Origin of the sequence: Lentzea flava (assembly GCF_014648475.1) — a bacterium.
Classification (GTDB): Bacteria; Actinomycetota; Actinomycetes; order Mycobacteriales; family Pseudonocardiaceae; genus Lentzea; species Lentzea flava.
In genome coordinates, this window is sequence record NZ_BMRE01000006.1 from 52,199 (window position 1) to 78,580 (window position 26,382).

Consider the following 26,382-nt stretch of genomic DNA (forward strand, 5'->3'; position numbering starts at 1 on the left):
GTCATTCGAGCGCGATCTGCAGCGGTACGAGGCGTCTGTCGCCCTCGGCGACGAGTGCGTCGACGATCCGGTGCAGGATCTCGGTCGTGGCCGGGGTGAGTTGGTCCGACGCGTGCACGTCGGCCAGCCACCCCGGTAAGAGCTTGGAGCGCTTAGCTACCTGGGCGTGTTCGTCACCGATGACCCGCTCCACCAACGGCAGCGCGATCGTTGCCTGCCACTGGATCGAAGTGGTCCTGGCCAGGCCGACGAGGGCATCGGCGGCACGAGGAGCGTCGCGGACGCGGTTCGCCCACTCCTCGATCAGGTCGAGATTAGGGCGCGGGTCGAACCAGCCCGCTTGCGCCTCGGCGAGCGTTTCGGCACGGGATGACCGCGGCGCTCGCACGTCGAAGTGCAGGTCGGGCAGGTCGTCACCGGCGTCGGGTACCGGGAGCAGAGCGGCCGGTACGCGTGGGTGGCGCAGCACCTCGCGCATGATCGCCGGCCACGCAAGAGGAAGTGCCTGCCTCGCTTCGGCGCACGTGGTGGCGTGCTGCGCCATGCCGAGGAGCAGTCTGTCCACTCCGAACGAAAGTTCGCACAGCACGTCGAGGTGCCGGGTAAGAGTCGTGAGGTCACCGCGGGCGGCCAGCGAGAAGACCATGCCCGACACGACCAGGTCCTCGTCGCTCGGTCTCAGGCCGTAGCCGTGGAACGAACCGATCTCGGCGTGGTACTGCTCGAGCGCTCCGTCGAACGCGGCCTGCGCGGCAGGGGTGACACAGCTCGTGTGGTGTGCGGCCGCGGCGAACTGGACCAGCGCGTAGGCAGTGACGCGGTACGCGGAGGCGGCCACAGCGGTGAGTGCCGCCCACGCCGTCTTGTGACGGCAACGCCGGGCGTCCTGGCAGGGGTAACTCCACACCCGGCTGAGCGCGTCGAGGTCGTACTCGACGAAAACCAGAGGCGCGGTGACGCTGGTCACGAGGCAGTACTCCAGTTCCGCGCGATCGAATGCCACGTCGTCGAACCGCGGCGACAGGAGTGTCGCGAGTGTCGTCCAGTTGAACGAGTGCAGACCTCGCTCCACTGTCTGGTCCGTGCGGAGTCTCTTGGCGGTGATGTCGATCAGTCGATTCGCGCACCACAGCAGATCCTCGTCCGCGAAGGAGAGCAGGCCTGCTGAGTACATCGCGATGACGGACACCGCCGTGGCTTCGATCGCGCCTTCCACACGCTCGGTCATGGCCGCGTGACGCAGCAACCTCAACGTGGACAACAAGTAGTCCGACTTGTCGGCGGGAACGCCGAAGCCCGTGAGTGAGTACTTGATGCGGGAGAACTCCCAGTCCTCATCGGACTCTTCCAGTTCCGGCAGTGCGTTGGCGGGCAGTTGCAGTTCTGCCGTGACGATGCCGTTGTCGCTCCGCTTCAACGCGTAGTTGTCCGCTCGCATCGCGGCCGCACCCCACGCGCAGGCTCGGACGGTGTCGCGGTCGTTCAGCTCGTCTGCTCGCCGGGTCAGCTCGTCCGCCAGGTCGGCGAAGGTGTTCAGCCGTCGCAAGTCGAGGCGATGCGCGGCAGCGATCACGAGACGGCCCACAGCCTTCCAGAGCTCCTGCAGATCGGCGATGTCCCGCAGGTGGTGTTCGATGTTCGCCCGAGAATGCTCCATCCACCAGACAGCGGGTTGCGACAGCCACGTGTCGAGCGTTCCGCCGTGTCGCAGCAGCAAACCGAACGCCAGCCCGGCCATCGGGGCGTTCGTGCAGTCGCGGAGCAGGAGTGATGCGACTTCCTCCACCGCGACACCGGCGGCGATCATGTGCTCGCATTGCCGTTCAACGGCGGACAGCGCGCAGTAACGGCGCAGATGTGGCACCTCGGTGGCGGCGTCTCGATACCACCGCCACTCCAGAGCTTTGCCTGCGCAGTTTTCGCGCCTGCCGTCCGGGAACTCGAGCAGAACGTGGTCGCTCTTGCGGCGGTGGAAATCGAGATGTGTCACCACGTCCCGCTCGAGCAGGGCGTTGATCAGCCGCAGGGCCCGCGGTGGATCCGCAGCCATCAGGGAGTGGAACGGTTCGCACCGCGACGGACAGGGTTGCCGCCACTCGGTCGGTTCCGGTTCTGCGTAAACGGCCTCGCACAACGCGAACAGCAGATCCGGGCAGTTCACCGCCATCGAGCCAGGGACGTCAGGGGAGGTGAGCACGGCGGTCAGCCTGGCCGTGGGCGCCTGACGGAGGAACGCGGCAGCGTCGGCGTTCAGGTCAGCGCCGAGCAACGCGACGAGCTCGACGTCGTGGTCCGCGAGTGCGACGGCACGGACGGCAGCGCGGAGCGGGATGCTGCCGTCGGCCAGAACTCCTCTCAACCAGGCCATGATGGTGGCGCGCACAGGTTCGCCGCGATCATCACCTCTGCGGTAGAAGTGATCGACGAGCGGCGCCAGCAGGACAGGATCTCCGACTCCGCCGGTCGTGTAGCGGTCCTGACCGAGCCGCAGGAGAACACCGCGTTGCTCGACGGACAACGTGGGCCAGGCCAGCTCGATCTCCGTCGCCGCACGGCTGGAGGTGAGCAGGGCTTCCAGCGGCAGTTCGGCCCACCTGCGGCCGTGCCCGTCCGCCAGCGTCTCGAACACCGCACGCACCTCGGCCTGGTCGGCGCCGTCCAGCGAGGCCTGGCACGCGAGTTTCGCCGCCCGCAACGCCCACCTCGGTGCTCCGGCGTCCGCGAGCACGGACCAGCCGTCGACGAGCAGCAGACGTGCGACCGCCATGTCCCGCACGAGGTCGCTGGCGAACTCCTCGCCGCGGCTCCACGCACTCAGCGGGCTGATGCCCAGCAGGAGTCCGTCCGACCGCAGCGATGCCAGCGCGGCCGGATCGAGTGCGGATCTAGCGCCGGTCAGGAGAGCCCGCGCCAGTGCCAGCAGGGCCTGCTCCCTGCCGTCCGGCGGGCTCTTGTCAGGGCTGCGCACGAGGCCGTGCCAGATCAGCGCGAACACGTCCGCCTCCGACACGGCTTCGTCGGGGCGCACCTGAACGGGGTGACTGCGCAGCAGGAGATCGATCAGACCGGGCCGGCGCAGGACCCAGGCCGATCGCCGGTCGTTCGCGAGGTGGTGCAGGCCGGTGAAGGTGCCGACGAGTTCCGCCGCCTCCGCGTCGTCCAGGCCGGGCACGACGTGTTCGAGCGGTGTTGTGGCGGCGCCGACCGCTCGTTGCGCGGCGAGCACGCAGTCCGCGACCGCGGCGGCGCCATCGGTGCGCGTGACGGCGGCGACCCCTGCCCCGGCACGCACGGCGCTCACCAGAACGTCGATCAACAACGACCGACGGCCCTCCAACACGGCTTCTGCGCCGTCCACGACCAGCAGGGATCCCGCCGACGTGCGGATTTCGCCGAGCACCTCGGTGAAGGCGGAGCCCAGTTCCGCCTCGAACTCGAACATCGTTGCCGGGAGGTCGCGCAGGCTCAACGCCACCACGCCCTGTGGCAGTTCCTCGACGGCCCGCAACGCGAGCGCGGACTTCCCGACGTCCGGCTCGCCGGTGATCACGAGAGGCCGGCGCTCCGCCACGGCCGCGTGCATGGCGGCGCGGAGGTCGGCCCTGGCGGTGCTTCTGTCGATCTCCAGTTCGCCGTCGCGGGTCAGCAGGCCCGCCGGTGTCCTGTCCCGCACCAGGACGGCGAGCCGATCGAGCAAAGACCACGCCCTGGGCACCGAATCCGGCTTTCGCAGCGGCCATCCGGCGAGATCACGACGCAGGACGACCTCGTCGACCGACGCACCCGCCGGCGCGTAGTCACCGGCCAGCTCAGCAAGTCTGCCGAACAACGCGCTCGCCGCGCCGACGGTTCGCTCCCTGGTGACGGCCCGCAACCCGCCCACGGCAGCACTCCGGCTCGCCTGGTCGGTGGCTTCCAGCCGCAGGTCGATCGGCCACAGCGCGACCAGCAACCGCCACGAGAGGTCATGATCGCCGACGAGCCGGTCGAAGCTGTCCAATTTGGACCGCAAGGTGCGGCTGAACCGCCTCGGCGTGCTCACCCGGTTGCGAAAGGCGGCGCGGTCGTGGCTCCTGCGCGCGATGTTCGCCAGTTCCGCCAGCTGCCGCACACCCGACGCGGCGGCGAGCCCCAGCCGCAGTCGGCCCGCTTCGATCTCCGCCCACTGCTCGCGCACTGCCCGCAGGTACGTGGCGATGAGCGCGGTGGTCGGGCCTGAGCTGACGGTGAGCTTCGGCGTTCGGCGCACCCCGACGGACAGCACGCGTTCCTCGCCGTCCGGGGCGCGGCCCACGACGGTGAGGTCGTCGACGGGGCTGAACTCGGTGGTCTGGAAGTGGATCCGGAGCGGTGTCACGTCGTCGCCGAGCGCGGGTATCGGGTCGCCCGTCAGCAGATGCGAGAGCAACGTGGCGCCGTACCGGTGTTCCAGGACGACGCCGCCGCCCCCGGTCGCGACGGCGCTGACCGCCATCAGCTCCTCCGCAGATAACGCTGCACGTACAGCAGGTCCTGATCGCTGATCGGCCCGTCCGCCACGCACGCCATCAGCCAGTCGGTCAACGAGTCCGCGTCGATGCCGGTGCCGATCAGCACCAGCTCGGTTCTGGCATGGTCGGTCTCTTCGAACGACACGAACCCGCCGACGGTGTGCATCGACAGCGACAGCGTCCCGAAGTTCACGAAACCCTTGGCGCGGAACAAGCCCTCGGGCCGAGCTCGGACGAAGTCCATGAACAGCTTGGGATGCATGGGGTCGGACGACTCGAAGGACACGCTGTCGTACGAGGCGTGGGCGTGCGTCGAGTGGTCGTCCAGGTCGTCGAACGACAGCTGGCGCGGCCCCATGTCCGGCGGCCGCACCTCGAACAGCAACGCCGGATCGATCCGCCCGTAGGACACGGGCAGCACCGGCGCCTCACACGGCAGCGAAGGCAGCGCGGACACCCGGTCGACCTTGTTCAGCACCACCAGATCCGCCAGCGCGAGGTCGCGGTCCAGATGCGGCACGGCGCCGAACTCCACGGCGTCGACCACGTAGATCAGCCCGCCGTAGGTCACCCCCGGCGCCTGCAGCACCATGCGGACCAGCGTCGACGGCTCGGCGAGACCGGACGCCTCGATCACGATGACGTCCAGGTCCGCCGCGGCCAGCTTCTCCAGCATGGCGTCGAGCTCGGTGCCGTCGACCGCGCAGCACAGGCAGCCGTTCGACAGCGACACCATCGAGTCGACCTGGGCCGAGACCGCGAAGGCGTCGATGTTGATCCGGCCGAAGTCGTTCACCACGACGCCGATCCGCGTGCCGCCTGACGTGCGCAGCAGGTGGTTGAGCAGGGTGGTTTTGCCGGAGCCGAGGAAGCCTGCGAGGACGACGACGGGGATCACGGCCGTCCAGGCTACCTACCGCAGCGCGATCAGCTTCGCCAGTGCCTCGTCCAGCGGCATGTCGATCGCCGAGGGGAACACGATCAGCTGGTCGACGCCGAGGTCCTCGTACTGGCGCACCACCGAGGCGTCCAGCTCGGCCGTCGCCACGATGTTGATCTCCAGTGCGCCGAGCGACTCCGGTCGTTCGGTCATCGCGGAGAGCCTGCGGATCCGCTTCAGGTTGGTCGCGGTCTCCTCGGGCGTTCCGATGCCGATCCACGCGTTGCCGCGGGTCAACGCGCGGCGCAGCGCACCGTCGGACGCACCGCCGACGGCGATCCGGGCGTTGGACGGTCGCGGATGGGCGTCGATGCCGCTGAACGACACGTGCTTGCCCTCGAAGGCCGGCGCGGGCGCCTCCCAGAGCGTCCGCATGGCGTCGATGTACTCGTCGGTGCGTTGGCCGCGACCCGCGAACGGGGCGCCGACCGCGGCGAACTCCTGGTGCAGGTAGCCCGCGCCGACTCCGAGCGTGAACCGGCCGTTGCTCAGGACGTCCAGCGACGCCACCTGCTTCGCGAGCACCACCGGGTTGCGCTGCGGCAGGATCACGATGCCGGTGCCCAGCTCCAGCCTGGTCGTGGCCGCTGCCACGAAACCGAGGCTCACCAGCGGATCGAGGATCGGCGTGTCCGGCTCCGACGGCGACGGGTCGACCCGCGGGCTCGGCAGCACGACGTGCTCCGACGCCCACCACGACCGGTAACCGAGCTGCTCCACCAGCTCGGCGAGCCGAAGGGTCTCCGCGGGGGCGACCGTGTCGCCCATGTTCAGTCCCTGCACCCCCATGTCCATGATCACTTCAACGACCGAGTGACGGCGGTCATTCCCCCGGACTCAACAAATCCGCTCCCCAAGACATCTAGTCGGCAAGAAAGGGGGCGATGATGACCGAGTTCGTGGCTGCCGCGCTGGCTTTTCCGACCGTGCTGTTCAGCTTCCTGGTGCTCGTGGTGCTGGCGTACTGGCTCACGGTCGCGCTGGTGGGCCTGGACTTCGACGCCCCGGTGCTGCCGATCTCCATCTCGATGTTCGTCGTGATCACGTGGTTCGCGGCGCTGGTCGGCACGGTGCTGACGCCGGAGGGCAAGCTCCGGTACGCCGTCCTGGCCGGCGCACTGCTGGTGGGCGCGTTCGCGACGAAGATCCTCAGCATCCCGGTGAGGAACTGGACCAAACCGGAGAAACCCGCCTCCCGCAACGACTTCGTGGGCCGCACGGCGATCGTGCGGACGGCGCGGGTCACCGAGAACTACGGACAGGCCGAGGTCACGGCCGACGACGGCGGTACGGCTGTTGTGCAGGTGCGAGCCGCGAAGAGCACCGAACTGCAGGCGGGTCAAACCGCGCTGATCTTCGACTACGACGCGGAAGGCGAGTTCTTCTGGGTCGTGGACATCACCACAGGGGGCTGACATGGGTGCTATTTCGACGGGTTTGCTCGTGCTGATCGCCGTGGTCGTCGTCGTGCTGATCCTGGCGATGATCACGTTGAGCAGGCTGTTCAAGAAGTGTGAGCAGGGCAAGGCGCTGATCGTCTCGAAGATGCGCAAGGTCGACGTGACCTTCACCGGCACAGTCGTCCTACCCGTGCTGCACAGATGCGAGACGATGGACATCTCGGTGAAGACCATCGAGATCCGCAGGGCCGGCAACGAAGGCCTGATCTGCAAGGACAACATCCGCGCCGACATCCGCATCACGTTCTTCGTGCGGGTGAACAAGACGGTCGAGGACGTCATCAAGGTGGCGCAGGCGATCGGCACCGAGCGCGCGAGCCACGAGAGCACGCTGCAGGAGCTCTTCAACGCCAAGTTCTCCGAGGCGCTCAAGACCGTCGGCAAGCAGCTCGACTTCGTCGACCTCTACACCCACCGCGACGAGTTCCGCGACCGGATCGTCCAGGTCATCGGCACCGACCTCAACGGCTACAGCCTCGAGGACGCTGCCATCGACTACCTGGAGCAGACGCCGCTCAAGCAGCTCGACCCGGCGAACATCCTGGACGCGCAGGGCATCCGCAAGATCACCGAGCTGACCGCGATCGAGCACGTCAAGACCAACGAGTTCACCCGCAACGAGGAGAAGGAGATCACGCGCCAGAACGTCAGCGCGCGTGAGGCGATCCTCGAGCTCGAACGGCGCCAGGCGGACGCGGAGATCAAGCAGAAGCGCGAGATCGAAACCGCCCGCGCGCAGCAGGAGGCGGAGACCCAGAAGGTCCAGGCCGAGGAACGACTCAAGGCCAACACCGCGTTCCTGCGCACCGAGGAACAGCTCGGCATCCAGGCCGAGAACAAGGCCCGCGAGATCGCCGTGGCGGAGAAGAACCGCGAGCGCGTGATCGCCGTCGAGACCGAGCGCATCGAGAAGGACCGCATGCTGGAGGTCATCGCCCGCGAACGCGAGACCGCGCTGCGCATGATCGAGAAGGACAAGGAGCTCGAGCACGAGCGCCGCGCCATCGCCGACCTGGTGCGCGAGCGGGTCGCGGTCGAGAAGACCGTGGCCGAGCAGGAGGAGAACATCAAGCGCCTGCGTGCGGTGGAGGAGGCCGAGCGCGAGCGCCAGCAGATCGTGATCCGTGCCGAGGCCGAGGCGCAGGAGTCGCTGGTCAAGGACATCAAGGCCGCCGAGGCCGCGGAACAGGCCGCGCAGCACAAGGCCCGCGAGGCCGTCGTGCTCGCCGAGTCCCGCCAGCAGGCCGCCGACCTCGACGCCCGCGCCAAGATGCGGCTCGCCGAGGGCATCCAGGCCGAGACCGCCGCGGCCGGCCTCGCGAACGTGCAGGTCAAGGAACGCGACGCCGAGGCCATCGAGAAGATCGGTCGTGCCGAGGCAGTGGTCGACCGCGAGAAGGCGCTGGCCGATGCCGAGGGCATCAGGGAACGCCTCAAGGGCGAGGCGGAAGGCCTGTCGCACAAGGCGGAGGCGATGGCCGCGCTCGACTCCGCGACCCGCGAGCACGAGGAGTACCGCCTGCGTCTGGAGGCCGAGAAGGAGATCAGGCTGAAGGGCATCGACGTGCAGCGCCAGGTCGCGGAGGCCCAGGCGATGGTGCTGGCGTCCGGACTGGAGAAGGCCAACATCGACATCGTCGGTGGCGACACGATGTTCTTCGACAAGATCGCCAGTGCGATCACCGCGGGCAAGCAGGTCGACGGGTTCGTCGGCGGCTCCGACGTCGTGCAGGCGCTGGGTGCCAAGTGGATGGACGGGACGGCGAGCTTCCCCGAGGACCTGACCAAGATCCTCAGCTCGTTCACCACGGGTGACGCGCAGAACCTGGCCGCCGCCCTGGCCCTGACCCAGATGGCCAAGAACAACGGCCAGCCCGCATGACTCAGTTGGACGCCGGCACGTACGAGGTGCTGCGGGCGAGGCTGGCCGACCAGGCCGCCGAACTCGCCCGCAGCACCGAGGCGCTGAACGCCCAGCGCGTCGAGACGTTCGGCAGCACCGCGCTCGAACTCGTTGCCACGGAACGGATCCGCACCGAGAACAACTGCGTGCCGCGTGACATCGTCCCGCTCGGCGAGCAGATGTTGTTCGGCTACAACGTGTTCCTCGGTCTCAAGCAGGAGACCACGGTCGCCGACGTCTTCGCGGTCCACGGCAAGGACTTCGGCGCGGTGCACGCCGACTTCCTCGAAGACCCGAGGTTCCTCAAGGACTTCGCCGAGCTCTACCGCTACTACCGCGACACCCGGCTGCTCCAGCTGCGGATCGTCGAGTCGCGGCTGCTCGCGGTGTTCCAGACCGGCGCGCGGATCGAGGACATCCGCGTGCTGCGCTGGGACGTCGCGGTCGACGGCACCGTCACCTACCTCGACAACCGGGGCGACCGCGACCACGTGTTCCCGCCCGCGCACGACTTCACGTGGGTCGAGACCACCCGTGAGCAGCACGTGCTCGGCAGGCACCCGCACATCGCGATCGAGAACGAGGTCTTCGTCGAAACGGTCGGCGGCACGCTGACCGTCAAGATCGAGAACAACACCGAGACCGGCGAGGGCGTTTACGACGAGCCCGTCGACGAACCGTTGCAGAGCCTCGCGGACGCCGACGTGCACTACGCCCGCGTCGGCCCGCTGATCCTGCTGCGCATCCGCCCGTACAACGAGACGGTCTGGCGGCACCTGGTCTTCAACACCCGCACCAAGGCCGTGGCCAGGCTCGACGGCATCGGCCAGGCCTGCCAGCGGCTGCCGGAGGACCAGGGGATCATCTTCCCCGGCGGCTACTACCTGGTGACCGGCGCGGACAAGACGTTCGACGTGGACACGGAAGACCTGGAGTTCGAGCGGGTCATCCGGTCGGCGAACGGCGAGGACGTGCTCTTCGTCTACCACGCCCGCCGCGAGGGTCGCAGCTTGTTGTTGCCGTACAACGTGATCCGCAAGGAGGTCGCGACCCCGATCACCTGCCACGGCTACTCGCTCTTCGCCGACGGCACGCTGGTGATCTTCCGCGAGACGAGTTCCGAGCCGGTACGCGTGCACCCGATGCAGGTGTGGCGCACGCCGTTCGTCCAGGACGAGGTGCTGCCGGAGCAGGCAGGTCCGCTCGCCCGCATCGGCAACGCCGAACTGGTCCGCGGCATCTCGGACTGCCTGAGCGTCACCCGCATGGCCGCCGAGATGACCCCGAGCGCACCGGTGTTCGAGGGCCTGATCGCGTTGTGCACCAGGGTGATCGACAGCGTCCACTGGCTCGCCGAGCTGGGGCTCAAGGACGACGTGCTCGCCGTCCGGGCCACGGCCGAGCAGGTGCTGGACGAGTTCGAGGCCGTCCGCAAGCTCACCGAGCACGCCGCAGAGCAACTCCACACGGCGTCCGAGAAGCTCTCCTCGCTGATCAGGCTCGCCAGGTCCGCCGCACCGCGCAGCGCGGACGAGTGGGTTCGCCTGCTGGCCGATCTGCGGTCGGCCCAGGGTCGCCTGATCACGCTCAAGGACCTGAAGTACGTCGACCTCGCCGAGATCGACCGCCGCGAGGCCGAACTGGTCGAGGAACTGGGCGCGTCGGCACGCCGCGCCGTCGCGTTCCTCAGCGGCGAGGGCGCGTTCGCCCAGTACCACGAGGAGATCGAGCAGATCGCGGCCGCGGAGCTGAAGACCGCCGCCGAGGCCGAGCCGCTGCGCGAACGCCTGGCGCAGCAACAGGCAGGCCTGGAGGTGCTGACCGAGGTCGTCAGCACGCTCGACGCCGCCGACACGACCACCCGCACCGCGATCCTGGCCAGCATCAGCGAGGTCCTGGCCGCGGTGAACCGCGCACGCGCCACTGTGGACGGTCGCCGCTCCCAGCTCGCGAACGCCGAGGGCAGGGCCGAGTACGCCGCGGAGTTCGCGCTGCTCGGCCAGGCCATCACCGGCGCGCTGTCGGTCGCGGACAGCCCGCAGCGCTGCGACGACCAGCTCGGCCGCCTCCTCCTGCAACTGGAGAACCTGGAGTCGCGGTTCGGCGAGTTCGACGACTTCCTCGCCCAGATCGGTGCCAAGCGGACGGACGTCTACGAGGCCTTCTCCGCCCGCAAACAGACGCTGCTCGACGAACGGGCGCGCAAGGCCGACAGGCTCGTGCAGTCGGCCGAACGCGTGCTCGGTACGATCCGCCGTCGCGTCGGGAAGCTCACGTCGACCGACGAGATCAACACGTACTTCGCGGGCGACCCGATGGTCGCCAAGGTCCGCACGGTGGCCGAGGAGCTGCGCAGCCTCGGCGACGTGCGGGCGGACGAGCTCGACGCGAGTCTGCGCGATGCCCGGCAAGAGGGAGGCCGGGCACTGCGGGACCGGGCCGATCTGTACGACGGCGCGTCGATCGTGCTCGGTCGTCACCGCTTCCCGGTGACGACCGAGCCGATGAACCTCACCCTGGTGCCGCGCGACGGCCGGTTGTTCTACGCCGTCACCGGCACCGACTACCGCAGCGAGGTCACGGGTTTCCAGCACACCCGCGGGTTCTGGGACCAGCTGCTGGTCTCGGAGACGCAGGACGTCTACCGCTCGGAACACCTCGCCGGATGCCTGCTCGGAGAGGGCCGCACCGACGTCGCCGACGCTGCGGCCGAACGCTACGACGAGGGCTACGAGAAGGGCGTCCACGACCACGACGCCGCGAAGATCCTCGCTGTCCTGCAACGACTGCACGCCGGTGCGGGACTGCTGAGGTACCCGCCGGCCGCCCGTGCCGCAGCCCAGATCTTCTGGTCCGAACAGCCGGAGGACCAGCGTGCGGTCTGGGCGCGGAAGGCCGAGTCGCTGGCCCGTGCCCGCACGATCTTCGGTGGCACGCACGGAATCCCCGAGCTGACGAAGCAGTTCGGCCTCGACGACCTGGCCGCCGAGTACCTGTTCGAGGAGCTCGCCTGCGAGCCGAGGGGATTCGTCACGAGCAAGGCCGCCAGGACCGTGATCGACAGGTTCAGGGCGGTGGTCACCGAGGACCTGCGCGACCGCGACCTGATCGAGGCGTGGCTGCGGGCGTTCCTCGGCGACGAGGACTGCCCGGAGTTCCCAGAGGTCGTCGCCGTCCTCCTCACCGACCTGCCGCGCTACGACTCCAGCGCCGCGCTGACCGAGACCGTCACCGGCCTGCTCGGCACGCACCCGCGGATCCAGAACCAGTCGATGGAACTCCGCCTGGACGAGACCCTGACCAGGCTCAGGACCTTCCAGACCGAGCAGGTGCCCGCGTTCCGCGCCTACCAGCGGCAACGCGACGAGCTGATCGCGCGGGAACGCCGCAGGCTCCGGCTCGACGACTACCGTCCCGCGGTGCTCAACACGTTCGTGCGCAACAGGTTGCTGAACGAGGTCTACCTGCCGCTGATCGGCGACAACCTCGCCAAGCAGCTGAACGACGGCACGGGCCTGCTGATGCTGATCTCCCCGCCCGGCTACGGCAAGACGACGTTGATGGAGTACGTCGCGAACCGCCTGGGCATGGTGTTCGTCAAGGTCAACGGCCCGGCGCTGGGCAGCGGCGTCACCTCGCTCGACCCGCAGGAGGCACCGAATGCGACAGCACGGCAGGAGGTCGAGCGCATCAACTTCGCGTTCGCCCTCGGCAGCAACGTTCTGCTGCACCTCGACGACATCCAGCACACATCGCCTGAGCTGCTGCAGAAGTTCATCTCGCTGTGCGACGCACAACGACGCGTTGACGGCGTGTGGGACGGCGAGGCACGCACGTTCGACCTGCGGGGCAAGCGCTTCGCGGTGTCGATGGCGGGCAACCCGTACACCGAGACCGGCCGCGCTTTCCGCGTCCCCGACATGCTCGCGAACCGCGCGGACGTGTGGAACCTCGGCGACGTGCTGTCCGGCCGCGACGCCCTGTTCGCGTTGAGCTACCTGGAGAACGCGTCAGGCTCCAACCCGACCCTGGGCGGTGTGGACGTGGAACCGTTGGTGCGCCTCGCGAACGGTGAGAGCGTCCGCCACGAGTACGAGACCGTCGAGCTGGAACGGATGCTGTCCGTGGTCAGGAAGCTGCAGCGGGTCCAGGAGGTCGTGCTCAAGGTCAACCGGGAGTACATCGCGTCGGCGGCGAGCGGCGGGGAGTTCCTGTTGCAGGGCAGCTACCGCAACATGAACCGGATGGCGGCGAGGATCGTCCCCGCGATGAACGACGACGAGGTCGAGGCGTTGATCGACGACCACTACCTCGGCGAGGCCCAGCTGTTCGGCACCCGTGCGGAGGCGAACCTGCGCAGGCTGGCCGAGCTCAAGGCCTAATCGCAGTCGAGGTCGAGATCGTCGAGCTCACGGCCGTTGTGGTCGCGCACGTCGATCAGGTCGTGGTCCTCCACGTACTGGCACAGCTCTTTCGGCGTGAGGGGCCACGGCAGGCAGCGCCCGATGTCGTCGTCGTCGAAGGACTTGTAGTCGCAGCGCAGGAAGTCGAGCAGGTCACGCGGCCGCGTCGTCGTGGTGGGCGCCGGCGTGGTCGGCGCCGGCTTCTGCCGGGGCAGCGGCTTGGCGGCCACGGGAGGAGGCGGCGGCGCGGGGGTGGTGGTTTCCACGGGACCGACGGCCGAGACGTTCGTGGTCGCGGTGGCGGTGACGGTCTCCGGCGCGGGAGGTGGCGGGGCCACGAGGCGGATGTCCACCGGTTTGTCCGGAGGGGCCGCGAACAACGCCGCCACCAGGGCAGCGCCCATCACCGCCACCGCGGCCGCCAAGTAGCCGCGGCGTCTGACACCAGTCATCGCTTTCGCTCCCCAGGTTCCGCCTGCCCGGTAGCCGCCGTCCCCGTGGAATCGTTGCTCCCGCTAACGGTGTTACCGGTTCGACGCGAGAATCACCCCGTCCTGTCCGGTCCCGCGCCGGTCAGGGAGATCCGCAGGACGACCCGCTGCTCGCGTTCCATCGCGGCCCGGTACTCGTTCCAGTCCTCGTGCTCACCGGAGATCGTCCGGTAGTACTCGACCAACAGGTCCATCGCCTCGGGCAACCGCACGATCGTCGCGGTTCCGTTGATCTGGATCCACCGCCCGAAGAAGCTGTCCGGCAGCACGCACAGCCAGACGTTCGGGTCGCGCTGGACCTGCTTGGTCTTGTAGGCGGTCGCTCGAGTGGAGACGAGCGCGTCCCCGTTGTCGTCCAACGCGACGAGCACCGGCGACATCGCCGGCGTTCCGTCCGACTTCAACGCGCAGAACACCGCGCGGTGCTGACTGCGGAGCACTTCCCGTGCCTGATCCAGGTCCATGGCCATCATCTTCGCGAGACGGGACGATGTCCGCATGCTCGTGCCCAACAATCCGAACTCCGTGAGCTGGCAGATGTACGCGGACCCGATGATGTGGGTCGCCGGGATCTCCAGCCTCTACCTGCAGTCGCTGCACCCGAAGGCGGTCGCGGGCGTCGTGCAGAACTCCAACTTCAAGACCGACCCGTTCGGACGGCTGCGGCGCACGGCGGACTTCGTGGGACTGGGCGTGTACGGCACCGACGAGGCGATCCAGGCCGCCGCGGCACGGGTCCGCGCCACCCACCGCGAGCTGCGCGGGGTCGTGGACGGCAGGACGTTCCGCGTCGACGAGCCCGAGTTGCTGCTCTGGGTGCATTGCTCCGAGGTCTACAGCTTCGAGACGGTTCTCGACCGCGCCGGTTACGGGTTAACGGACCGGCAGAAGGACCGGTACTACGCAGAGCAACGGTTCGCGGCCACCCTCGTGGGCCTGCACGCCGACGAGGTGCCGGGCTCGCGCCGCGAAATGGACGAGTACTTCGAGTCGGTCCGCCCGTCGCTCGCCAGGACGCCGGACTCCGAGTTGATCTACAACTTCCTGCACGGGCCGGCCACGCGGGGTGTTCTGCGCCACGGCATGCCGATCTACAAGGTGCTGGTGGGGCACCTGGCGTACTCGGTGCTGCCCGAGTGGGCAATAGATCTGCACGGTCACACTCCGTATCGGAACGCGACCCTTCGGCTGCGGATGCTGCGCCGAACGGCTCTGCTCATCCCGCCCGGGCTGCGCCGGATGGTCCCACCAGGCCACATCCGCAGGGCCATCGCCCGCGAAGGCCGGAGTGTGACACCGAGTAAGGCTCGACTGCCGTAGTTGTCACACATCACAGTTGATCATCGCCGCAGGTCCGTAGCATTGCGCACGAATCTCGAACAACCCTTCGGAAGGCCTGTTGTGATCCGTCGTGCTGCGCTCCTGACTGCCGTAGCGGTGCTCGCCACCGCCTGTGGGAGCGGTGACACCAGCACAGTCATCGGACGTGCGGACACCGGCAAGCTGACGATCGGCATCCGCTACGACCAGCCCGGCCTGAGCCAGCGGCGCCTCGACGGGCGCTACGTCGGCTTCGACGTCGACGTCGCCAGGTACGTCGCGAACGAGCTGGGCGTGAAGGAAAGCGGCATCACCTTCAAGGAGGCCCGCGGCGCCGCCCGTGAGGCGATGCTCGAGAACGGCGAGGCCGACCTGATCGTCGCCTCCTACTCGATCACCGACGCGCGCAAGGAGAAGGTGGCCTTCGCCTGCCCGTACTTCGAGACTGGCCAGGGCCTGCTGGTGCGTTTCACCGAGCAGTCCATCCAGGGTCCGGAGACGCTGAACGGCCGCAAGCTGTGCTCGGTCAAGGGCTCCACCTCCGCGCAGAAGGTGAAGAGCGACTACGCCCAGGGCGTGCAGCTCGTCGAGTACGGCCAGTACTCCGACTGCGTGGTCGCGCTGATGGCAGGCAACGTCGACGCCGTCACCACCGACGAGGTGATCCTCGCCGGGTTCGCCGCGGAGAACCCCGAGCTGCTCAAGCTCGTCGGCAAGCCGTTCTCCAAGGAGCGCTACGGCATCGGCGTGCCGAAGGGCGACACCAAGTCGCGGGACGCCGTCAACGAGGCCATCGAGAAGATGATTTCGAGCGGTGAGTGGAAGCGGGCCCTCGAACGCAACGTCGGTCCGTCGGGTTACGAGATCCCGCAGCCACCCCAGATCACCGAGAAGTCCTAGTGGTGTGGCGCCACACCACTAGTTCTTCACCGCGGACTTCGACGTCCAGGTCGCCCAGTCGAGCGCCCAGTCGTAGTAGCTGAACTGCGGCTCCTCGCTGAGGTGCACCGAGGAGTTCAGCACCTCGACCGGGTCACCGATCATCGTCAGGTCGAAGAACGTCTTCGCGTTGGCCGGCGAGAGGTTCGCGCACCCGTGCGAGACGTTCTCCCTGCCCTGCTGCGGAACCGAGTTCGCGTACTCGTGCACGAACTCGCCGTTGTCGGAGATCAGCACGGCCCAGGTGACCGGGACGTTCTCGTAGCCGAACTTCCGGTTGGTCATGGTGCGCTTGGCTTCCTTCTGCATCACCACGTGCGTGCCGGAACGGGTGACGCGGTCCCGGACGCTCTCCATCCCGTACGAGGCCGGGAAGTCGTGCAGCTGCACGCCGTCGCGGTAGATGACGAACCGGTGCGACTTCGTGTCCGCCTTCACCACCAGGGCCCTGTCCGCGATCTTGAACTGGACGTGCACGTCCTCCGCCCCGTACGCGCCGCCCCCGAACGACACTCCGTACACGTTGGCGTCCACGGACACCTCGGTGTTCGGCTTCCAGTACTCGCGCGGGCGCCAGTGCGCCTCGGTGTCGGACAGCCAGGCCCACGCGCCCTCGGTCGGCGTCGACGTCGTGACGGTCATGCTCTTCTGCACCGACGCCTTGTCCTGCACCGGCGAGCTGAAGGTCACCTTGATCGGCATCGCCACGCCGTACGTCTCGTGGTCACCGACGTTCATCGACGCGCTGGTGAGCCGCTGCGGCTTGAGCGTGCGGAACGACCCGCTGACGGGCACCTCCGCGCCGTCCTCGCCCTTCGCGGACCCCGACCACGTGTAGACCTTGTCGTAACCCAGGTCCTCGGTGGCGATCCACTTGTCGGCCTTCAGGTCCCCCTTGACCACCCGCCCGTCGGCGCCGGTGAGCGCGACGGCGGTCAGCGTGCCTCCCGTCACGCCGACCTGGAACGGGCCCGCCGGGCTGATCCCCTCGCCCGACGCGGGCGTCACGGTCAGCGCCGCCTTCGCCTTGTTCTCGACGACCTGCGTGGCCGGCGCCGACGGTGCGTCCGGCGCGGCACTGCAAGCGGTCAACCCCAGTAGTGCAGCCAACATCAACGGCCTGAACACGTGCTCTCCCCAAGATCCCCTCGGACAACGCACAGGAGACGCGCAGGGGTGCGGGCAAGTTGCATGGGAGAGCGCGATCACCCACCCGGACCAGCGGTTTCCTCCTATTGAGGCACGCAACTGGCCAGTACTGACCTGTAGTGCTATGACGCATCACACGTTAGGCTGACCCGCGCAGGCCGTGGTTTCTGTGTTCGTGCTTCACACGCTCGCGGAACGACACGCGGGCGTGCTGTGCGCTCGAGCTGAGCGGACTGACCGCCCCCGGGACGGCCGGGGCTGCACGGTGCAGCCCCAAGCTTTCCTGCGATGGAGGCAGGTACATGGCACAGGGCACTGTCAAGTGGTTCAACTCCGAGAAGGGCTTCGGCTTCATCGCCCAGGACAACGGCGGCGCAGACGTCTTCGTCCACTACTCGGAGATCCAGGGTCAGGGCTTCCGCACCCTGGAGGAGAACCAGCGCGTGGAGTTCGAGGTCGGCCAGGGCACCAAGGGCCCGCAGGCTCAGAACGTCCGTGCGATCTGATTCGCCGCAAATCTAGTCGCACGTGAGAAGGACCCTCGGCCGGGCTCGGCCGAGGGTCCTTCCGCGTTTGTTCGTATGACCGGATTACTGGCCGCGCTGACGCGCTTCCCACTCCAGTCGCTGCATGACCCACTCCGTGGCGAGCGCCTGCGGAGAGGTCTGGCGCTCCGCGGCGAGCTCCTTGAGCTGCTCGTTGGCCATGAGCTGCAGCCGCAGCTGGTACACCTGCGCGTTGCCGAAGCCCGATGCGGTGGTCTCGTTGTCCGAGTCCGGGGCCAGCGCTGCCAGGTAAGAGGTCAGCTCCTCGTCGGGCAACGTCTCCTGCGGTTCGTCCGCAGGGCGGTGACGGCCGGACTTGGAGCGTCCGAGGGATCCGATAGGCACCGGAACACGATAACGGCTCGGTCACGGAAGCCAAACCCCTGTGACCTGAGTCACCCCAAGGTGTAAATGGGTCCACTGAGAGTGGATCTGCACGGAGGGCCGTGCGAAGCGGTGCGGACATGGAGAGGCCCCCGCGCCAGGGGGAGGAACGCGGGGGCCGGAGGGGATCTCCACAGGCGCTGACCGGGGGTGTGTCAGCTACTTCGGATTGTTGCACGGGCACAAGGCGATTGGGGAGTGTCTTCGCGCAAGATTCTTAAGTTGCCGATGGACGGAAACCCCGTAGTCGCAAGCTGTTGGTAACAACGAACACGCTGCTGAAGGCCATCGCGGCCCCCGCGATCATGGGGTTCAGCAGCCCCAGCGCCGCGAGTGGAAGTCCAGCGACGTTGTAGGCGAACGCCCAGAACAGATTCCCCTTGATCGTGCCCAATGTCTTGCGGGACAACCGAATCGCATCCACCGCCACGCGCAGGTCGCCGCGCACGAGCGTCAGGTCGCTCGCCTCGATCGCGACGTCGGTGCCGGTTCCCATGGCCAGCCCCAGATCCGCGGCCGCGAGGGCCGGGGCGTCGTTCACGCCGTCGCCGACCATGGCCACAACTCGGCCCTGTGCCTGGAGATTCCGGACCGCTTCGACTTTGCCGGCCGGCAGGACGCCGGCGATGACCTCGTCGATGCCGACCTCCGCCGCCACGGCGGCGGCGACCTCGGCGTTGTCGCCGGTCAGCAGCACCGGGTGCAGGCCCAGTTCCCGCAACGAGCGAATCGCTTGTGTCGACGTGGGTTTCACGACATCCGAAACGATGATGAGACCGACAACCTTGTCATCAAAGGAAACTGCCACGACGGTGCCTTGTGCAACCGCGGCCTCGGTCAATTCCATCGGCGGTGAAACGTTCCGCAACCGTCCGACAACAACGCGTCGACCATCGACCACACCGCTAACGCCCACGCCGTCGGTGGAAACGAAGTCCGTCACCGGAAGAAGTTCCGGAACTTCACGGACGATCGCCGCCGCGATCGGGTGTTCGGACGCGTTCTCGACGGCCGCCGCGAACCGCAGCACCTCGTCGCGCGACACGCCGTCCGCGGGGATCACGTCGGTCAGGGTCAGCCGGCCGGTGGTGACGGTGCCGGTCTTGTCCAGCACCACGGTGTCCACGCGCCGTGTCGACTCCAGCACCTCGGGGCCCTTCACCAGGATCCCGAGCTGAGCGCCGCGCCCGGTGCCCACGAGCAACGCGGTCGGCGTCGCGAGACCCAGCGCGCACGGACACGCGATCACGAGCACGGCCACGGCGGTCGTCACCGCGAACTCGAGCGGGCGGCCGGCGAGCAGCCACGCGCCGAAGGCCACCACTGCGATCGCGACGACGACCGGGACGAAGACGGACGACACCCGGTCAGCCAGCCGTTGCACCTCGGCCTTGCCCGCCTGGGCCTGCTCGACGAGCCGTGCCATCCGGGCGAGCTGGGTGTCCGCGCCGACGGACGTCGCCGTGACGATCAGGCGGCCGCCAGCGTTGACCGTGCCGCCGACGACCGCGTTGCCCGGACCGACCTCGACCGGAACGGATTCACCCGTGACCATCGAGCGGTCCACGGCCGAGTTGCCCTCGACCACTAGGCCGTCCGTGGCGATGCGCTCACCCGGACGGACCAGGAACTGGTCGCCGACCCGGAGCTGGGCCACCGGGACCCGCGACTCGGCACCGTCCCGCAGCACCGACACGTCCTTGGCGCCCAGCGCGAGCAACGACCGCAGGGCGGCACCCGCGCTGCGCTTGGACCGGGCCTCGAGCCAGCGTCCGAGCAGCAGGAACACGGTCACGCCGACCGCGACCTCCAGGTAGATGTCACCGGAGCCCGCCGGCCGCGGCAGGAGGCTGAACTCGTGCCGCATGCCGATCGTTCCGGCGTCACCGAACACCAGCGCGTAGAGCGACCACAGGTACGAGACCGTGACGCCCATCGACACGAGGGTGTCCATCGTGCTGGCGCCGTGCCGTGCGTTGATGGCGGCCGCACGGTGGAACGGCCAGCCACAGACCCACACGACCACGCTGGCGAGCGCCAGCGACACCCACTGCCAGGTGGGGAACTGCCACGCCGGGACCATCGAGAACGCGATCACCGGCACGCCGAGCGCCGCGGCCAGGACGAACCTCAGGCCCAGGTCACCGGAGTCGTCGGTGACCTCGGGTGTGGGCTCCTCCGCGTCGTAGCCCGCAGCGCGCACGGTCGACACCAGGTCGTCCACGCGCAGGTTGTCCGGGAACTGGACGCTGGCCTTCTCGGTCGCGTAGTTCACCGTGGCGGAGACGCCGTCGAGCTTGTTCAGCTTGCGTTCGATGCGCCTCGCACAGGAGGCGCACGTCATGCCGCTGATGCTGAGCTCGACGTGGCGGGGCTCGGTGGTGGTCATCAGGCGACCTGGTACCCGGCCTCGGTGACGGCGGCGACGACCTCGGCCCGGTCGAGCTCGCGGTCGCTGGTGACGGTCACCGCGCCGGTCTCCAGGACGACGTCGACGCCCGTGACGCCGTCGACCTCGCCGAGTTCCTCCTTGACGGAGCTGACGCAGTGGCCGCAGGTCATGCCGGTGACGGTGTAGGTGGCGGTGACGGACATCGGGGTCCCTTTCTCTCAAGCGGGACGCCGATCATACCCCCCTGGGGTAAACCGTCTACTGAGGACCGTCAGGTTTCGGCTGGTCCAGGTTCTGGATGTCCTTCTCGATCTTGTTGACCAGGTCGTCGAGGCCCGCGAGCATCTTGTCGAGCTCGGCCATCCTGGCGCCGAACGCCGACTCGATGTCGGCGTCGATGGTCTCCAGGTTGATGCCGCTGATGGCCTTCAGGATCTCCTGCGGGTCGACCGGGGGCGGTATCTGCTCCGCGTTTTGGCCCTCTGCATCGGGGGAAGGCTCCGGCGTGGGATCAGTCATCGGTCCATCTTCCCTTGGCGAGATCCCCACGAGACAAGCACCGCACCTGTACGGAAAGTAACGCTGGGTGGCGGTGGAATCACTCTGCGGGGGGCTGCGGCCGTTGTCCCAGGTCGCTTAGCCTCGCGCCAACCTCAAGTCGGGGAGGGCACTCATGAGCGGGTCGCTGGAAGTACGGAAGTTCCTGTTCACACAGGACGACGGCATGTCACGACAGGGCGGGCCGAACGTGCCGGCCCAGCGCAGCGGGGAACCCTCGCGGATCTCCGACGAACAGGTCCACCGGGCCAGGCTCGCCGTCGCACGGAGCGCCCTGGGCACCGAGGACTGCAGGATGCTGCTCGACATGCTGGGCCTGTCACCGGGCGAGGACGGCGGTACTCCTCCAGTGCAGCGGTGACGTGATGCGAATGCGGATGCGGCCCTGACTTCAGACGCGCACCCCCCGGAGCGCGTCTGCAGGACAGGGCCGCATCTCGAAACATACCCACGGGTCTCTTTAGCGGCAACGGCTAACCTTGACCTCATGCCCCGCCAGGATCGGGCGTATGCGACACGAGAGGCGATACTCCACGCCGCGGCGGAGGAGTTCGACCGGCTCGGCTACGAACGCACGTCGCTCACCGCCGTGCTCGCCCGTGCCGGTCTGACCAAGGGCGCCTTCTACTTCCACTTCGCTTCCAAGGAAGCGGTCGCCGGTGCGTTGATCGAGCACCAGAGCGAGGTGTGGGCTCAGGTGCGTGAGACGTGGCAGGCCCGCGGGATCGACCCGTTGAGCGCACTGCACGGCATGTTCGCCGAATCCGCGGACCGGATGGCCGCCGATGTCGTGCTGCGCGCGGGCGTCCGGCTCGCCGCCGAACGCGAGATCGGCTATCCGGGAGTGCCCTCCACGCACATCATGTGGGAGAAGCTGATCGCGGGCTACGTCGCGGAGGCGGGCGAGCGGGGCGACCTGCGTCCCGGCGTCGACCCGGACGCGGTGGCGCGGACGCTGTGCGGGGCCGCCCTCGGTGCCCGGCTGATCTCCTCGGCGACGACGGCGTGCGCCGACTTCCCGTCCCGCATCCGCGAAGTTCTCGGACACGTGCTGCCGTGCGTCGCGTCTTCCTCGTGGAAGTTGTCTGGATCACAAAACACCGCTGACGAGGCTTCAGGGGCGTGAGCAGGCGTTTATTGATCTGGACCTTCTCGGCCCGGAGGCGGTTTCGGCAGGTCAGGGCATAAGTGGGACCCCCGTTTTGGAGGTGCGTGGACCCATGCCATATGCTTACGATGCTTCCAGCGACCAGCTAGTCCCCATCGTCTAGCGGCCTAGGACCCCGCCCTTTCAAGGCGGTAGCGCGGGTTCGAATCCCGTTGGGGGCACGCAGTAAAGTAAGTGCGGTAAGGTAAGATCTGCAAGAGCAAGGCCCAGTGGCGCAGTTGGTTAGCGCGTCGCCCTGTCACGGCGAAGGTCGCGGGTTCGAGTCCCGTCTGGGTCGCTTCTCTTTTGTTCATGGCCAGGTAGCTCAGTTGGTACGAGCGACCGCCTGAAAAGCGGTAGGTCGGCGGTTCGACCCCGCCCCTGGCCATCCTTCTTCGAAAGAAGCCCCGCAGAGTGCTGCGGGGCTTCTTTCGTCATGTGGTCAAGTCATGTCGCCAAGTCAGGTGCACAGCCTGACGATCGCTTGATCGTCGTGCGTTTTGAAGCGCGGCCAACGCTTGTGCTCCGAATCACCGCGTTCGGCTTCGCGGATTCGGTCCAGCGCTTCGCCCAGCGGAATTCGGGCGAGCTCTTCCCACGTGAAGAGTCCGTACTCGGACACTCCACATGAGACGCCGTCTGTGGCGACGATCACCTTCTCGATCTCCGCTCGCGGCCAGCTCGCGGTCAGGGCCTGGTGTGCCGCAACGGGTTCGGCCTCGGCGACCCAGTAACCGCCCGGCTTGTTCTTCCACCGGAGGATGTCCGGGTCCGGCCGGAGATCTTCGAGCCGCGTGTCTTCGAGCACGTGGGTCGTCCGTCCAAACGCGACCACCGGGGTGTCGCACAGGACAAGCGCGTCGATCGTGTCCTCGGTCCACCGCACGATCGCGGCGGTCGAGGACGGGGAGTCGCCGGGCACGAGGTCGTGGCGGGCGACGAGGGTGGTGATCGCCTGGGCCAGCAGGTCTGCGAGCGGATCCGTGTCGTTGATCAGCCGGGCGAGTTCGTCGGCGAGCTGTGTGGCGTACCAGCCGCCGTTGCGGTCCGGTGGCCTGGTTCGCGAGGTGACGCCGTCGAGCACCACGACGGCGTTCGGCAGCACGCGGATCCGATCCTCCGTGACTCGGCCCGGAGCCCCCTGCTCAGCGGTCTCGATCTTCACGGTCCCACCGTACGTGTCAACTTGGGTTGACGAGTCCTGTTTGTCAACGTACGTTGACAGCATGACTGAAGCGACGGATCTCGCCACGGCGGCTGGAGACCGCGACCCGAAGGTCGGGTTGCGGGCCGTCAGCGCACTGAGGCGACTTTTGGAACACCTGGAGGCGGCCCAGGTCCGCAGCGCGCGGGCCCAGGGCTGGTCGTGGCAGGACATCGCGGCGGAGCTCGGGGTCTCCCGCCAGGCGGTGCACAAGAAGCACGGGGGTCGATGATGATCGCGGAACGGTTCACCAAAGAGGCTCGCGAGGCCGTGAAGGCCGCGGTGCGGAGCGCGGAGGAGGAGCACGCCGGCGAGGTGGGCGTGGAGCACCTGTTGCTGGCGTTGCTCGACGCGCCGGTGCTCGACGGCTTCGACCTGCCGCGCGAGGAGCTGGAGAAGTCCTTCCGCGACTACCGGCGCAAGGGCGGGCTGACCAAGGCCGACGCGGAAGCGTTGCGGGGCTTGGGAATCGACGTCGACCAGGTGATCGACTCGGTGGAGCAGTCGCTCGGGTCCGGTGTGCTGCGGCCGGGACCGCGCCGGCGGTGGTTCGGCATGCCGCTGGAACCCGCGTTCAAGAAGGCGCTGGAGAACTCGCTGCGCGAGGCCCGCGACCTCGGCCACAACTACCTCGGCAACGAGCACATCGTGCTGGCTCTGTTGCAGGGCAAGGGAATCGTGGCCGAGGTGCTGACCGAACGCGGTGTCACCTACGCCGAGATCAGGAAGCGGGTTGCGAGCGCTCGCGCCAGGTGAGCCCCGGCAGGAACAGCTGGGAGAGCGGGCCGATGCTGACGGCGTAGAGGATCGTGCCGATGCCGACGGTGCCGCCGAGCAACCAGCCGGTGCCGAGCACGACGAGCTCGACGACGGTGCGGGTGAGGCGCAGGGAAACGCCCGTGCGGCGGCAGAATCCGGTCACCATGCCGTCGCGCGGGCCAGGCCCGAGGCGGGACCCGACGTACGCGGCGAACGCGACGGCGTTCAGCACGATGCCCAGTGCGAGCAGCACGATCCTGGGCAGAAGTTCCTGCGGCGCCGGGACGAGCGAGAGCGTCACGTCGACGCTGATCGCGATCACCACCACGTTGGCGACGGTGCCGACGCCGGGCTTCTGCTTCAACGGGATCCACGCGAGCAGCACCAGCACGCCGGTGATCGCGGTGATCAGGCCGAAGCTCAGGCCGGTGCGTCTGGCGAGGCCCTCGTGGAGCACGTCCCAGGGATCGAGGCCGAGCGTCGAGCGGATGTGCAGTCCCATGCTCGCGCCGTAGAGCCACAGACCTGCGAAGAGCTGGGAGAGGCGACGGATGGGCGCGATCCTCACGGGGACCTGGTGGAGTGCGGTCAATGTGGCCATGTGGCCATACTGGGTGGTGATTGGCCTGGCAATCTATAGCCAATTCAAGATAATTGGCCTCATGCTCCCGCCAGGTGGACGTATATCCGGAACTCGGCTGGCCCGGCTGCTCGGGTCGTGGCGCCGGGGTGGTGCGCGGCAGGGGTCGGCTGATCTCGCGGCCGCGCTGAAGCTGATGGTCGCGGACGGCAGGCTGCCCGTCGGCACCCGGCTGCCGTCCGAGCGCGAGCTCACCGACGCGTTGCCGGTGAGCAGGACGACGATCACCGCTGCCCTCGACCAGCTGCGTGCCGAGGGGGTGGTGGAGTCGCGGCGCGGGTCGGGGTCGTGGATCAACGGACCGGTCGGCGGCGGTGGTGGCATCACCGGTTTCGACGACACGTTGATCGACCTGTCCAGGGCCGCGCCGCCCGCGCTGCCCTCGGTGCGGGCGGCGATGGACGTCGCTCTCGCCCAGATGCCGGAGCACCTGGCGTCGCACGGGTACGACGAGCGGGGGCTGCTGGTGCTGCGGCAACGGATCGCGGACCGGTACACGGCGCGCGGGCTGCCGACGTCTCCCGACCAGATCGTGGTGACGTCGGGCGCGCAGCACGCGTGGGCGTTGGTGCTGCGGCTGTTCGTCGGACCCGGTGATCGAGTCCTCGTGGAGCAACCGAGCTATCCCAACGCGCTGGAGGCGGTGCGGGCGTCGTTCGGGATTCCCGTGCCGGTGCCGATGCTGAACGACGGCTGGGACGTGGACGGGTACGAGGCCGCTGTGCGGCAGGCAGGCCCCCGGTTGGCCTATCTGATCCCGGACTTCCAGAACCCGACGGGTCTGTTGATGTCGCCGACGCAACGGGAAGCGCTTTCCGCCGTGCTCCGCAGAGCGCGCACGCCCGCGGTCGTCGACGAGACGCTGGTGGAGCTCGGGCTGGACGTTCCCGTGATGCCGTTGCCGATGGCCGCGTTCGGCGGGGATTCTGTGGTGACGCTGGGATCCGCGAGCAAGTCGCACTGGGGTGGACTGCGGATCGGGTGGATCAGGGCGTCCGCGGAGATCGTGCACCGGTTGCTGTCCACGCGAGCGGCGATCGACCTCGGCACGCCGGTGTTCGAGCAGCTGGTGCTCGCCTCGTTGCTGGAGGACCCGGAAACCGTTCTGGCGCAACGACGTGCGGAGGCTCTGGAGCAGCGCGACGTGACGGTCGCGGCGCTGCGCGCTCACTGTCCACAGTGGAGCTTCACCGTGCCTTCCGGCGGGCTCGGCGTGTGGTGCACGCTCGACGGACCGGTGAGCACGCGGATCGCCGTCGTGGCGCAGAACCACGGCCTGCGGCTCGTGCCGGGTCCTCGGTTCGCGGTGCACGGCGGCTGCGAGCAGATGCTCCGAGTGCCGTACACGCAGTCGCCCGAAGTGCTGCGCGAAGCGATCGGCCGTTTGGGTGTGGTAGCTGCATCCGTTGCAGGAACAGGGTTTCCGGCGGATGCCGACGTCTCGGTACCGGTCGCGTGAGACACGCCGGCCCGGTCTCCCGCAGCGGTGGAGACCGGGCCGGCGAACTTGCCACCGGGTGGCCTGCGGCGGGGAACGTCCCAGGGATTGACGTCCCCCGTCCGCAGGTTTCCCGTGCGGTCCGAGACTGCGGGGGCAGCGCGGCACTCGGACCAGACCCGACCTGCCAGGGCGCGGTTGGCAGGTCAGGAAGACTTGG

General features: G+C 68.2%; 23 protein-coding genes and 3 tRNA genes. 14 read left to right on the forward strand and 12 right to left on the reverse strand.

The window, feature by feature from the left end; genetic code table 11:
• Position 1 precedes the first annotated feature (1 nt).
• Genes IEZ09_RS10780 through IEZ09_RS10790 form a run of 3 tightly spaced genes read right to left on the reverse strand, consistent with a single transcriptional unit; the run spans position 2 to position 6,225 of the window.
• Positions 2 to 4,474 carry a hypothetical protein gene (locus IEZ09_RS10780; protein WP_189253503.1) on the reverse strand — a complete coding sequence of 1,491 codons (4,473 nt, stop codon included), beginning with the start codon at positions 4,472 to 4,474 and terminating at the stop codon, positions 2 to 4.
• On the reverse strand, positions 4,474 to 5,388 hold the full coding sequence (locus IEZ09_RS10785) for a CobW family GTP-binding protein (RefSeq protein ID WP_189253504.1): 915 nt from the start codon (positions 5,386 to 5,388) through the stop codon (positions 4,474 to 4,476). The genes IEZ09_RS10780 and IEZ09_RS10785 overlap by 1 nt, the downstream gene beginning before the upstream one ends.
• A gap of 15 nt (positions 5,389 to 5,403) precedes the next feature.
• The gene (locus IEZ09_RS10790; RefSeq protein WP_189253505.1) at positions 5,404 to 6,225 is read right to left on the reverse strand and encodes an LLM class F420-dependent oxidoreductase; all 822 of its coding nucleotides are present in this window, start codon (positions 6,223 to 6,225) and stop codon (positions 5,404 to 5,406) included.
• Between the two features lie 92 nt (positions 6,226 to 6,317).
• Between IEZ09_RS10790 and IEZ09_RS10795 the strand changes: the two genes are divergently transcribed.
• Genes IEZ09_RS10795 through IEZ09_RS10805 form a run of 3 tightly spaced genes read left to right on the forward strand, consistent with a single transcriptional unit; the run spans position 6,318 to position 13,175 of the window.
• Positions 6,318 to 6,845, forward strand: coding sequence for a hypothetical protein (locus IEZ09_RS10795; RefSeq protein ID WP_189253506.1), 528 nt, complete (start codon positions 6,318 to 6,320; stop codon positions 6,843 to 6,845).
• Position 6,846: 1 nt separating this feature from the next.
• Entirely contained in the window at positions 6,847 to 8,772 is a 1,926-nt protein-coding gene (locus IEZ09_RS10800; protein ID WP_229812440.1) for a flotillin family protein, read from the forward strand.
• Positions 8,769 to 13,175 (forward strand): DNA repair ATPase, encoded by a 4,407-nt coding sequence (locus IEZ09_RS10805; protein ID WP_189253507.1) that lies wholly within the window; start codon positions 8,769 to 8,771, stop codon positions 13,173 to 13,175. Before IEZ09_RS10800 ends, IEZ09_RS10805 begins: the two co-directional genes overlap by 4 nt.
• On the opposite strand, the gene IEZ09_RS10810 is transcribed toward IEZ09_RS10805, so the two are convergent.
• Complete coding sequence (locus tag IEZ09_RS10810) at positions 13,172 to 13,648, reverse strand: hypothetical protein (RefSeq protein WP_189253508.1); 477 nt, start codon at positions 13,646 to 13,648, stop codon at positions 13,172 to 13,174. The genes IEZ09_RS10805 and IEZ09_RS10810 overlap by 4 nt on opposite strands.
• 92 nt (positions 13,649 to 13,740) lie before the next feature.
• Complete coding sequence (locus IEZ09_RS10815; protein WP_189253509.1) at positions 13,741 to 14,151, reverse strand: PPOX class F420-dependent oxidoreductase; 411 nt, start codon at positions 14,149 to 14,151, stop codon at positions 13,741 to 13,743.
• Between the two features lie 34 nt (positions 14,152 to 14,185).
• Between IEZ09_RS10815 and IEZ09_RS10820 the strand changes: the two genes are divergently transcribed.
• Together IEZ09_RS10820 and IEZ09_RS10825 are read left to right on the forward strand one after the other, a co-directional pair.
• Positions 14,186 to 15,007 (forward strand): oxygenase MpaB family protein, encoded by an 822-nt coding sequence (locus IEZ09_RS10820; protein WP_189253510.1) that lies wholly within the window; start codon positions 14,186 to 14,188, stop codon positions 15,005 to 15,007.
• 84 nt (positions 15,008 to 15,091) lie between these two features.
• On the forward strand, positions 15,092 to 15,907 hold the full coding sequence (locus tag IEZ09_RS10825) for a glutamate ABC transporter substrate-binding protein (protein ID WP_189253682.1): 816 nt from the start codon (positions 15,092 to 15,094) through the stop codon (positions 15,905 to 15,907).
• An 18-nt stretch (positions 15,908 to 15,925) separates the two neighbouring features.
• Here the strand turns inward: IEZ09_RS10825 and IEZ09_RS10830 are convergent, their stop codons facing one another.
• The gene (locus tag IEZ09_RS10830) at positions 15,926 to 17,038 is read right to left on the reverse strand and encodes a L,D-transpeptidase (RefSeq protein WP_229812441.1); all 1,113 of its coding nucleotides are present in this window, start codon (positions 17,036 to 17,038) and stop codon (positions 15,926 to 15,928) included.
• A gap of 359 nt (positions 17,039 to 17,397) precedes the next feature.
• On the opposite strand from IEZ09_RS10830, the gene IEZ09_RS10835 reads away from it, so the two are divergent.
• Positions 17,398 to 17,601, forward strand: coding sequence for a cold-shock protein (locus IEZ09_RS10835; RefSeq protein WP_030473173.1), 204 nt, complete (start codon positions 17,398 to 17,400; stop codon positions 17,599 to 17,601).
• Positions 17,602 to 17,685: 84 nt separating this feature from the next.
• On the opposite strand, the gene IEZ09_RS10840 is transcribed toward IEZ09_RS10835, so the two are convergent.
• From IEZ09_RS10840 to IEZ09_RS10855, 4 genes are all read right to left on the reverse strand, one after another.
• A complete protein-coding gene (locus IEZ09_RS10840; RefSeq protein ID WP_189253511.1) occupies positions 17,686 to 17,985 on the reverse strand; it encodes a hypothetical protein in 300 nt (99 codons plus the stop codon).
• Between the two features lie 256 nt (positions 17,986 to 18,241).
• Entirely contained in the window at positions 18,242 to 20,413 is a 2,172-nt protein-coding gene (locus tag IEZ09_RS10845; protein WP_189253512.1) for a heavy metal translocating P-type ATPase, read from the reverse strand.
• A complete protein-coding gene (locus IEZ09_RS10850; RefSeq protein ID WP_189253513.1) occupies positions 20,413 to 20,619 on the reverse strand; it encodes a heavy-metal-associated domain-containing protein in 207 nt (68 codons plus the stop codon). The genes IEZ09_RS10845 and IEZ09_RS10850 overlap by 1 nt, the downstream gene beginning before the upstream one ends.
• Positions 20,620 to 20,674: 55 nt before the next feature.
• Positions 20,675 to 20,935, reverse strand: a complete 261-nt coding sequence (locus IEZ09_RS10855; RefSeq protein WP_189253514.1) for a hypothetical protein — start codon at positions 20,933 to 20,935, stop codon at positions 20,675 to 20,677.
• Positions 20,936 to 21,089: 154 nt separating this feature from the next.
• Here IEZ09_RS10855 and IEZ09_RS10860 point away from each other — a divergent pair, with 154 nt between their 5' ends.
• The 5 genes from IEZ09_RS10860 (at position 21,090) to IEZ09_RS10880 (ending at position 22,509) form a co-directional block, all read left to right on the forward strand.
• Complete coding sequence (locus tag IEZ09_RS10860) at positions 21,090 to 21,335, forward strand: hypothetical protein (protein WP_167977708.1); 246 nt, start codon at positions 21,090 to 21,092, stop codon at positions 21,333 to 21,335.
• A gap of 126 nt (positions 21,336 to 21,461) precedes the next feature.
• Positions 21,462 to 22,100, forward strand: a complete 639-nt coding sequence (locus IEZ09_RS10865; protein ID WP_189253515.1) for a ScbR family autoregulator-binding transcription factor — start codon at positions 21,462 to 21,464, stop codon at positions 22,098 to 22,100.
• A gap of 130 nt (positions 22,101 to 22,230) precedes the next feature.
• A tRNA-Glu gene (locus tag IEZ09_RS10870) sits at positions 22,231 to 22,303 on the forward strand.
• Positions 22,304 to 22,345: 42 nt separating this feature from the next.
• Positions 22,346 to 22,419 (forward strand) — tRNA-Asp (locus IEZ09_RS10875).
• Positions 22,420 to 22,435: 16 nt separating this feature from the next.
• A tRNA-Phe gene (locus IEZ09_RS10880) sits at positions 22,436 to 22,509 on the forward strand.
• Positions 22,510 to 22,581: 72 nt separating this feature from the next.
• Here IEZ09_RS10880 and IEZ09_RS10885 read toward each other — a convergent pair.
• Entirely contained in the window at positions 22,582 to 23,286 is a 705-nt protein-coding gene (locus tag IEZ09_RS10885; RefSeq protein ID WP_229812442.1) for a protein phosphatase 2C domain-containing protein, read from the reverse strand.
• A gap of 61 nt (positions 23,287 to 23,347) precedes the next feature.
• Between IEZ09_RS10885 and IEZ09_RS10890 the strand changes: the two genes are divergently transcribed.
• Both IEZ09_RS10890 and IEZ09_RS10895 read left to right on the forward strand, forming a co-directional pair.
• Positions 23,348 to 23,557, forward strand: coding sequence for a helix-turn-helix domain-containing protein (locus IEZ09_RS10890; protein WP_030473166.1), 210 nt, complete (start codon positions 23,348 to 23,350; stop codon positions 23,555 to 23,557).
• Positions 23,554 to 24,081, forward strand: a complete 528-nt coding sequence (locus tag IEZ09_RS10895) for a Clp protease N-terminal domain-containing protein (RefSeq protein WP_229812443.1) — start codon at positions 23,554 to 23,556, stop codon at positions 24,079 to 24,081. Before IEZ09_RS10890 ends, IEZ09_RS10895 begins: the two co-directional genes overlap by 4 nt.
• On the opposite strand, the gene yczE is transcribed toward IEZ09_RS10895, so the two are convergent.
• On the reverse strand, positions 24,047 to 24,685 hold the full coding sequence (gene yczE, locus IEZ09_RS10900; protein WP_189253517.1) for a membrane protein YczE: 639 nt from the start codon (positions 24,683 to 24,685) through the stop codon (positions 24,047 to 24,049). The two genes, IEZ09_RS10895 and yczE, sit on opposite strands and share 35 nt — an antisense overlap.
• 61 nt (positions 24,686 to 24,746) lie before the next feature.
• Between yczE and yczR the strand changes: the two genes are divergently transcribed.
• The gene (gene yczR, locus IEZ09_RS10905) at positions 24,747 to 26,183 is read left to right on the forward strand and encodes a MocR-like transcription factor YczR (protein ID WP_189253518.1); all 1,437 of its coding nucleotides are present in this window, start codon (positions 24,747 to 24,749) and stop codon (positions 26,181 to 26,183) included.
• Positions 26,184 to 26,382 lie beyond the last annotated feature (199 nt).

Bases quoted from the DNA above. Each gene is read 5' to 3' on its own strand.
- IEZ09_RS10780 (WP_189253503.1), bottom strand. From the start codon at position 4,474: ATGGCGGTCAGCGCCGTCGCGACCGGGGGCGGCGGCGTCGTCCTGGAA.
- IEZ09_RS10790 (WP_189253505.1), bottom strand. From the start codon at position 6,225: ATGGACATGGGGGTGCAGGGACTGAACATGGGCGACACGGTCGCCCCC.
- IEZ09_RS10795 (WP_189253506.1), top strand. From the start codon at position 6,318: ATGACCGAGTTCGTGGCTGCCGCGCTGGCTTTTCCGACCGTGCTGTTC.
- IEZ09_RS10800 (WP_229812440.1), top strand. From the start codon at position 6,847: ATGGGTGCTATTTCGACGGGTTTGCTCGTGCTGATCGCCGTGGTCGTC.
- IEZ09_RS10805 (WP_189253507.1), top strand. From the start codon at position 8,769: ATGACTCAGTTGGACGCCGGCACGTACGAGGTGCTGCGGGCGAGGCTG.
- IEZ09_RS10810 (WP_189253508.1), bottom strand. From the start codon at position 13,648: ATGACTGGTGTCAGACGCCGCGGCTACTTGGCGGCCGCGGTGGCGGTG.
- IEZ09_RS10815 (WP_189253509.1), bottom strand. From the start codon at position 14,151: ATGGACCTGGATCAGGCACGGGAAGTGCTCCGCAGTCAGCACCGCGCG.
- IEZ09_RS10820 (WP_189253510.1), top strand. From the start codon at position 14,186: ATGCTCGTGCCCAACAATCCGAACTCCGTGAGCTGGCAGATGTACGCG.
- IEZ09_RS10835 (WP_030473173.1), top strand. From the start codon at position 17,398: ATGGCACAGGGCACTGTCAAGTGGTTCAACTCCGAGAAGGGCTTCGGC.
- IEZ09_RS10845 (WP_189253512.1), bottom strand. From the start codon at position 20,413: ATGACCACCACCGAGCCCCGCCACGTCGAGCTCAGCATCAGCGGCATG.
- IEZ09_RS10850 (WP_189253513.1), bottom strand. From the start codon at position 20,619: ATGTCCGTCACCGCCACCTACACCGTCACCGGCATGACCTGCGGCCAC.
- IEZ09_RS10855 (WP_189253514.1), bottom strand. From the start codon at position 20,935: ATGACTGATCCCACGCCGGAGCCTTCCCCCGATGCAGAGGGCCAAAAC.
- IEZ09_RS10860 (WP_167977708.1), top strand. From the start codon at position 21,090: ATGAGCGGGTCGCTGGAAGTACGGAAGTTCCTGTTCACACAGGACGAC.
- IEZ09_RS10865 (WP_189253515.1), top strand. From the start codon at position 21,462: ATGCCCCGCCAGGATCGGGCGTATGCGACACGAGAGGCGATACTCCAC.
- IEZ09_RS10890 (WP_030473166.1), top strand. From the start codon at position 23,348: ATGACTGAAGCGACGGATCTCGCCACGGCGGCTGGAGACCGCGACCCG.
- IEZ09_RS10895 (WP_229812443.1), top strand. From the start codon at position 23,554: ATGATGATCGCGGAACGGTTCACCAAAGAGGCTCGCGAGGCCGTGAAG.
- yczE (WP_189253517.1), bottom strand. From the start codon at position 24,685: ATGGCCACATTGACCGCACTCCACCAGGTCCCCGTGAGGATCGCGCCC.
- yczR (WP_189253518.1), top strand. From the start codon at position 24,747: ATGCTCCCGCCAGGTGGACGTATATCCGGAACTCGGCTGGCCCGGCTG.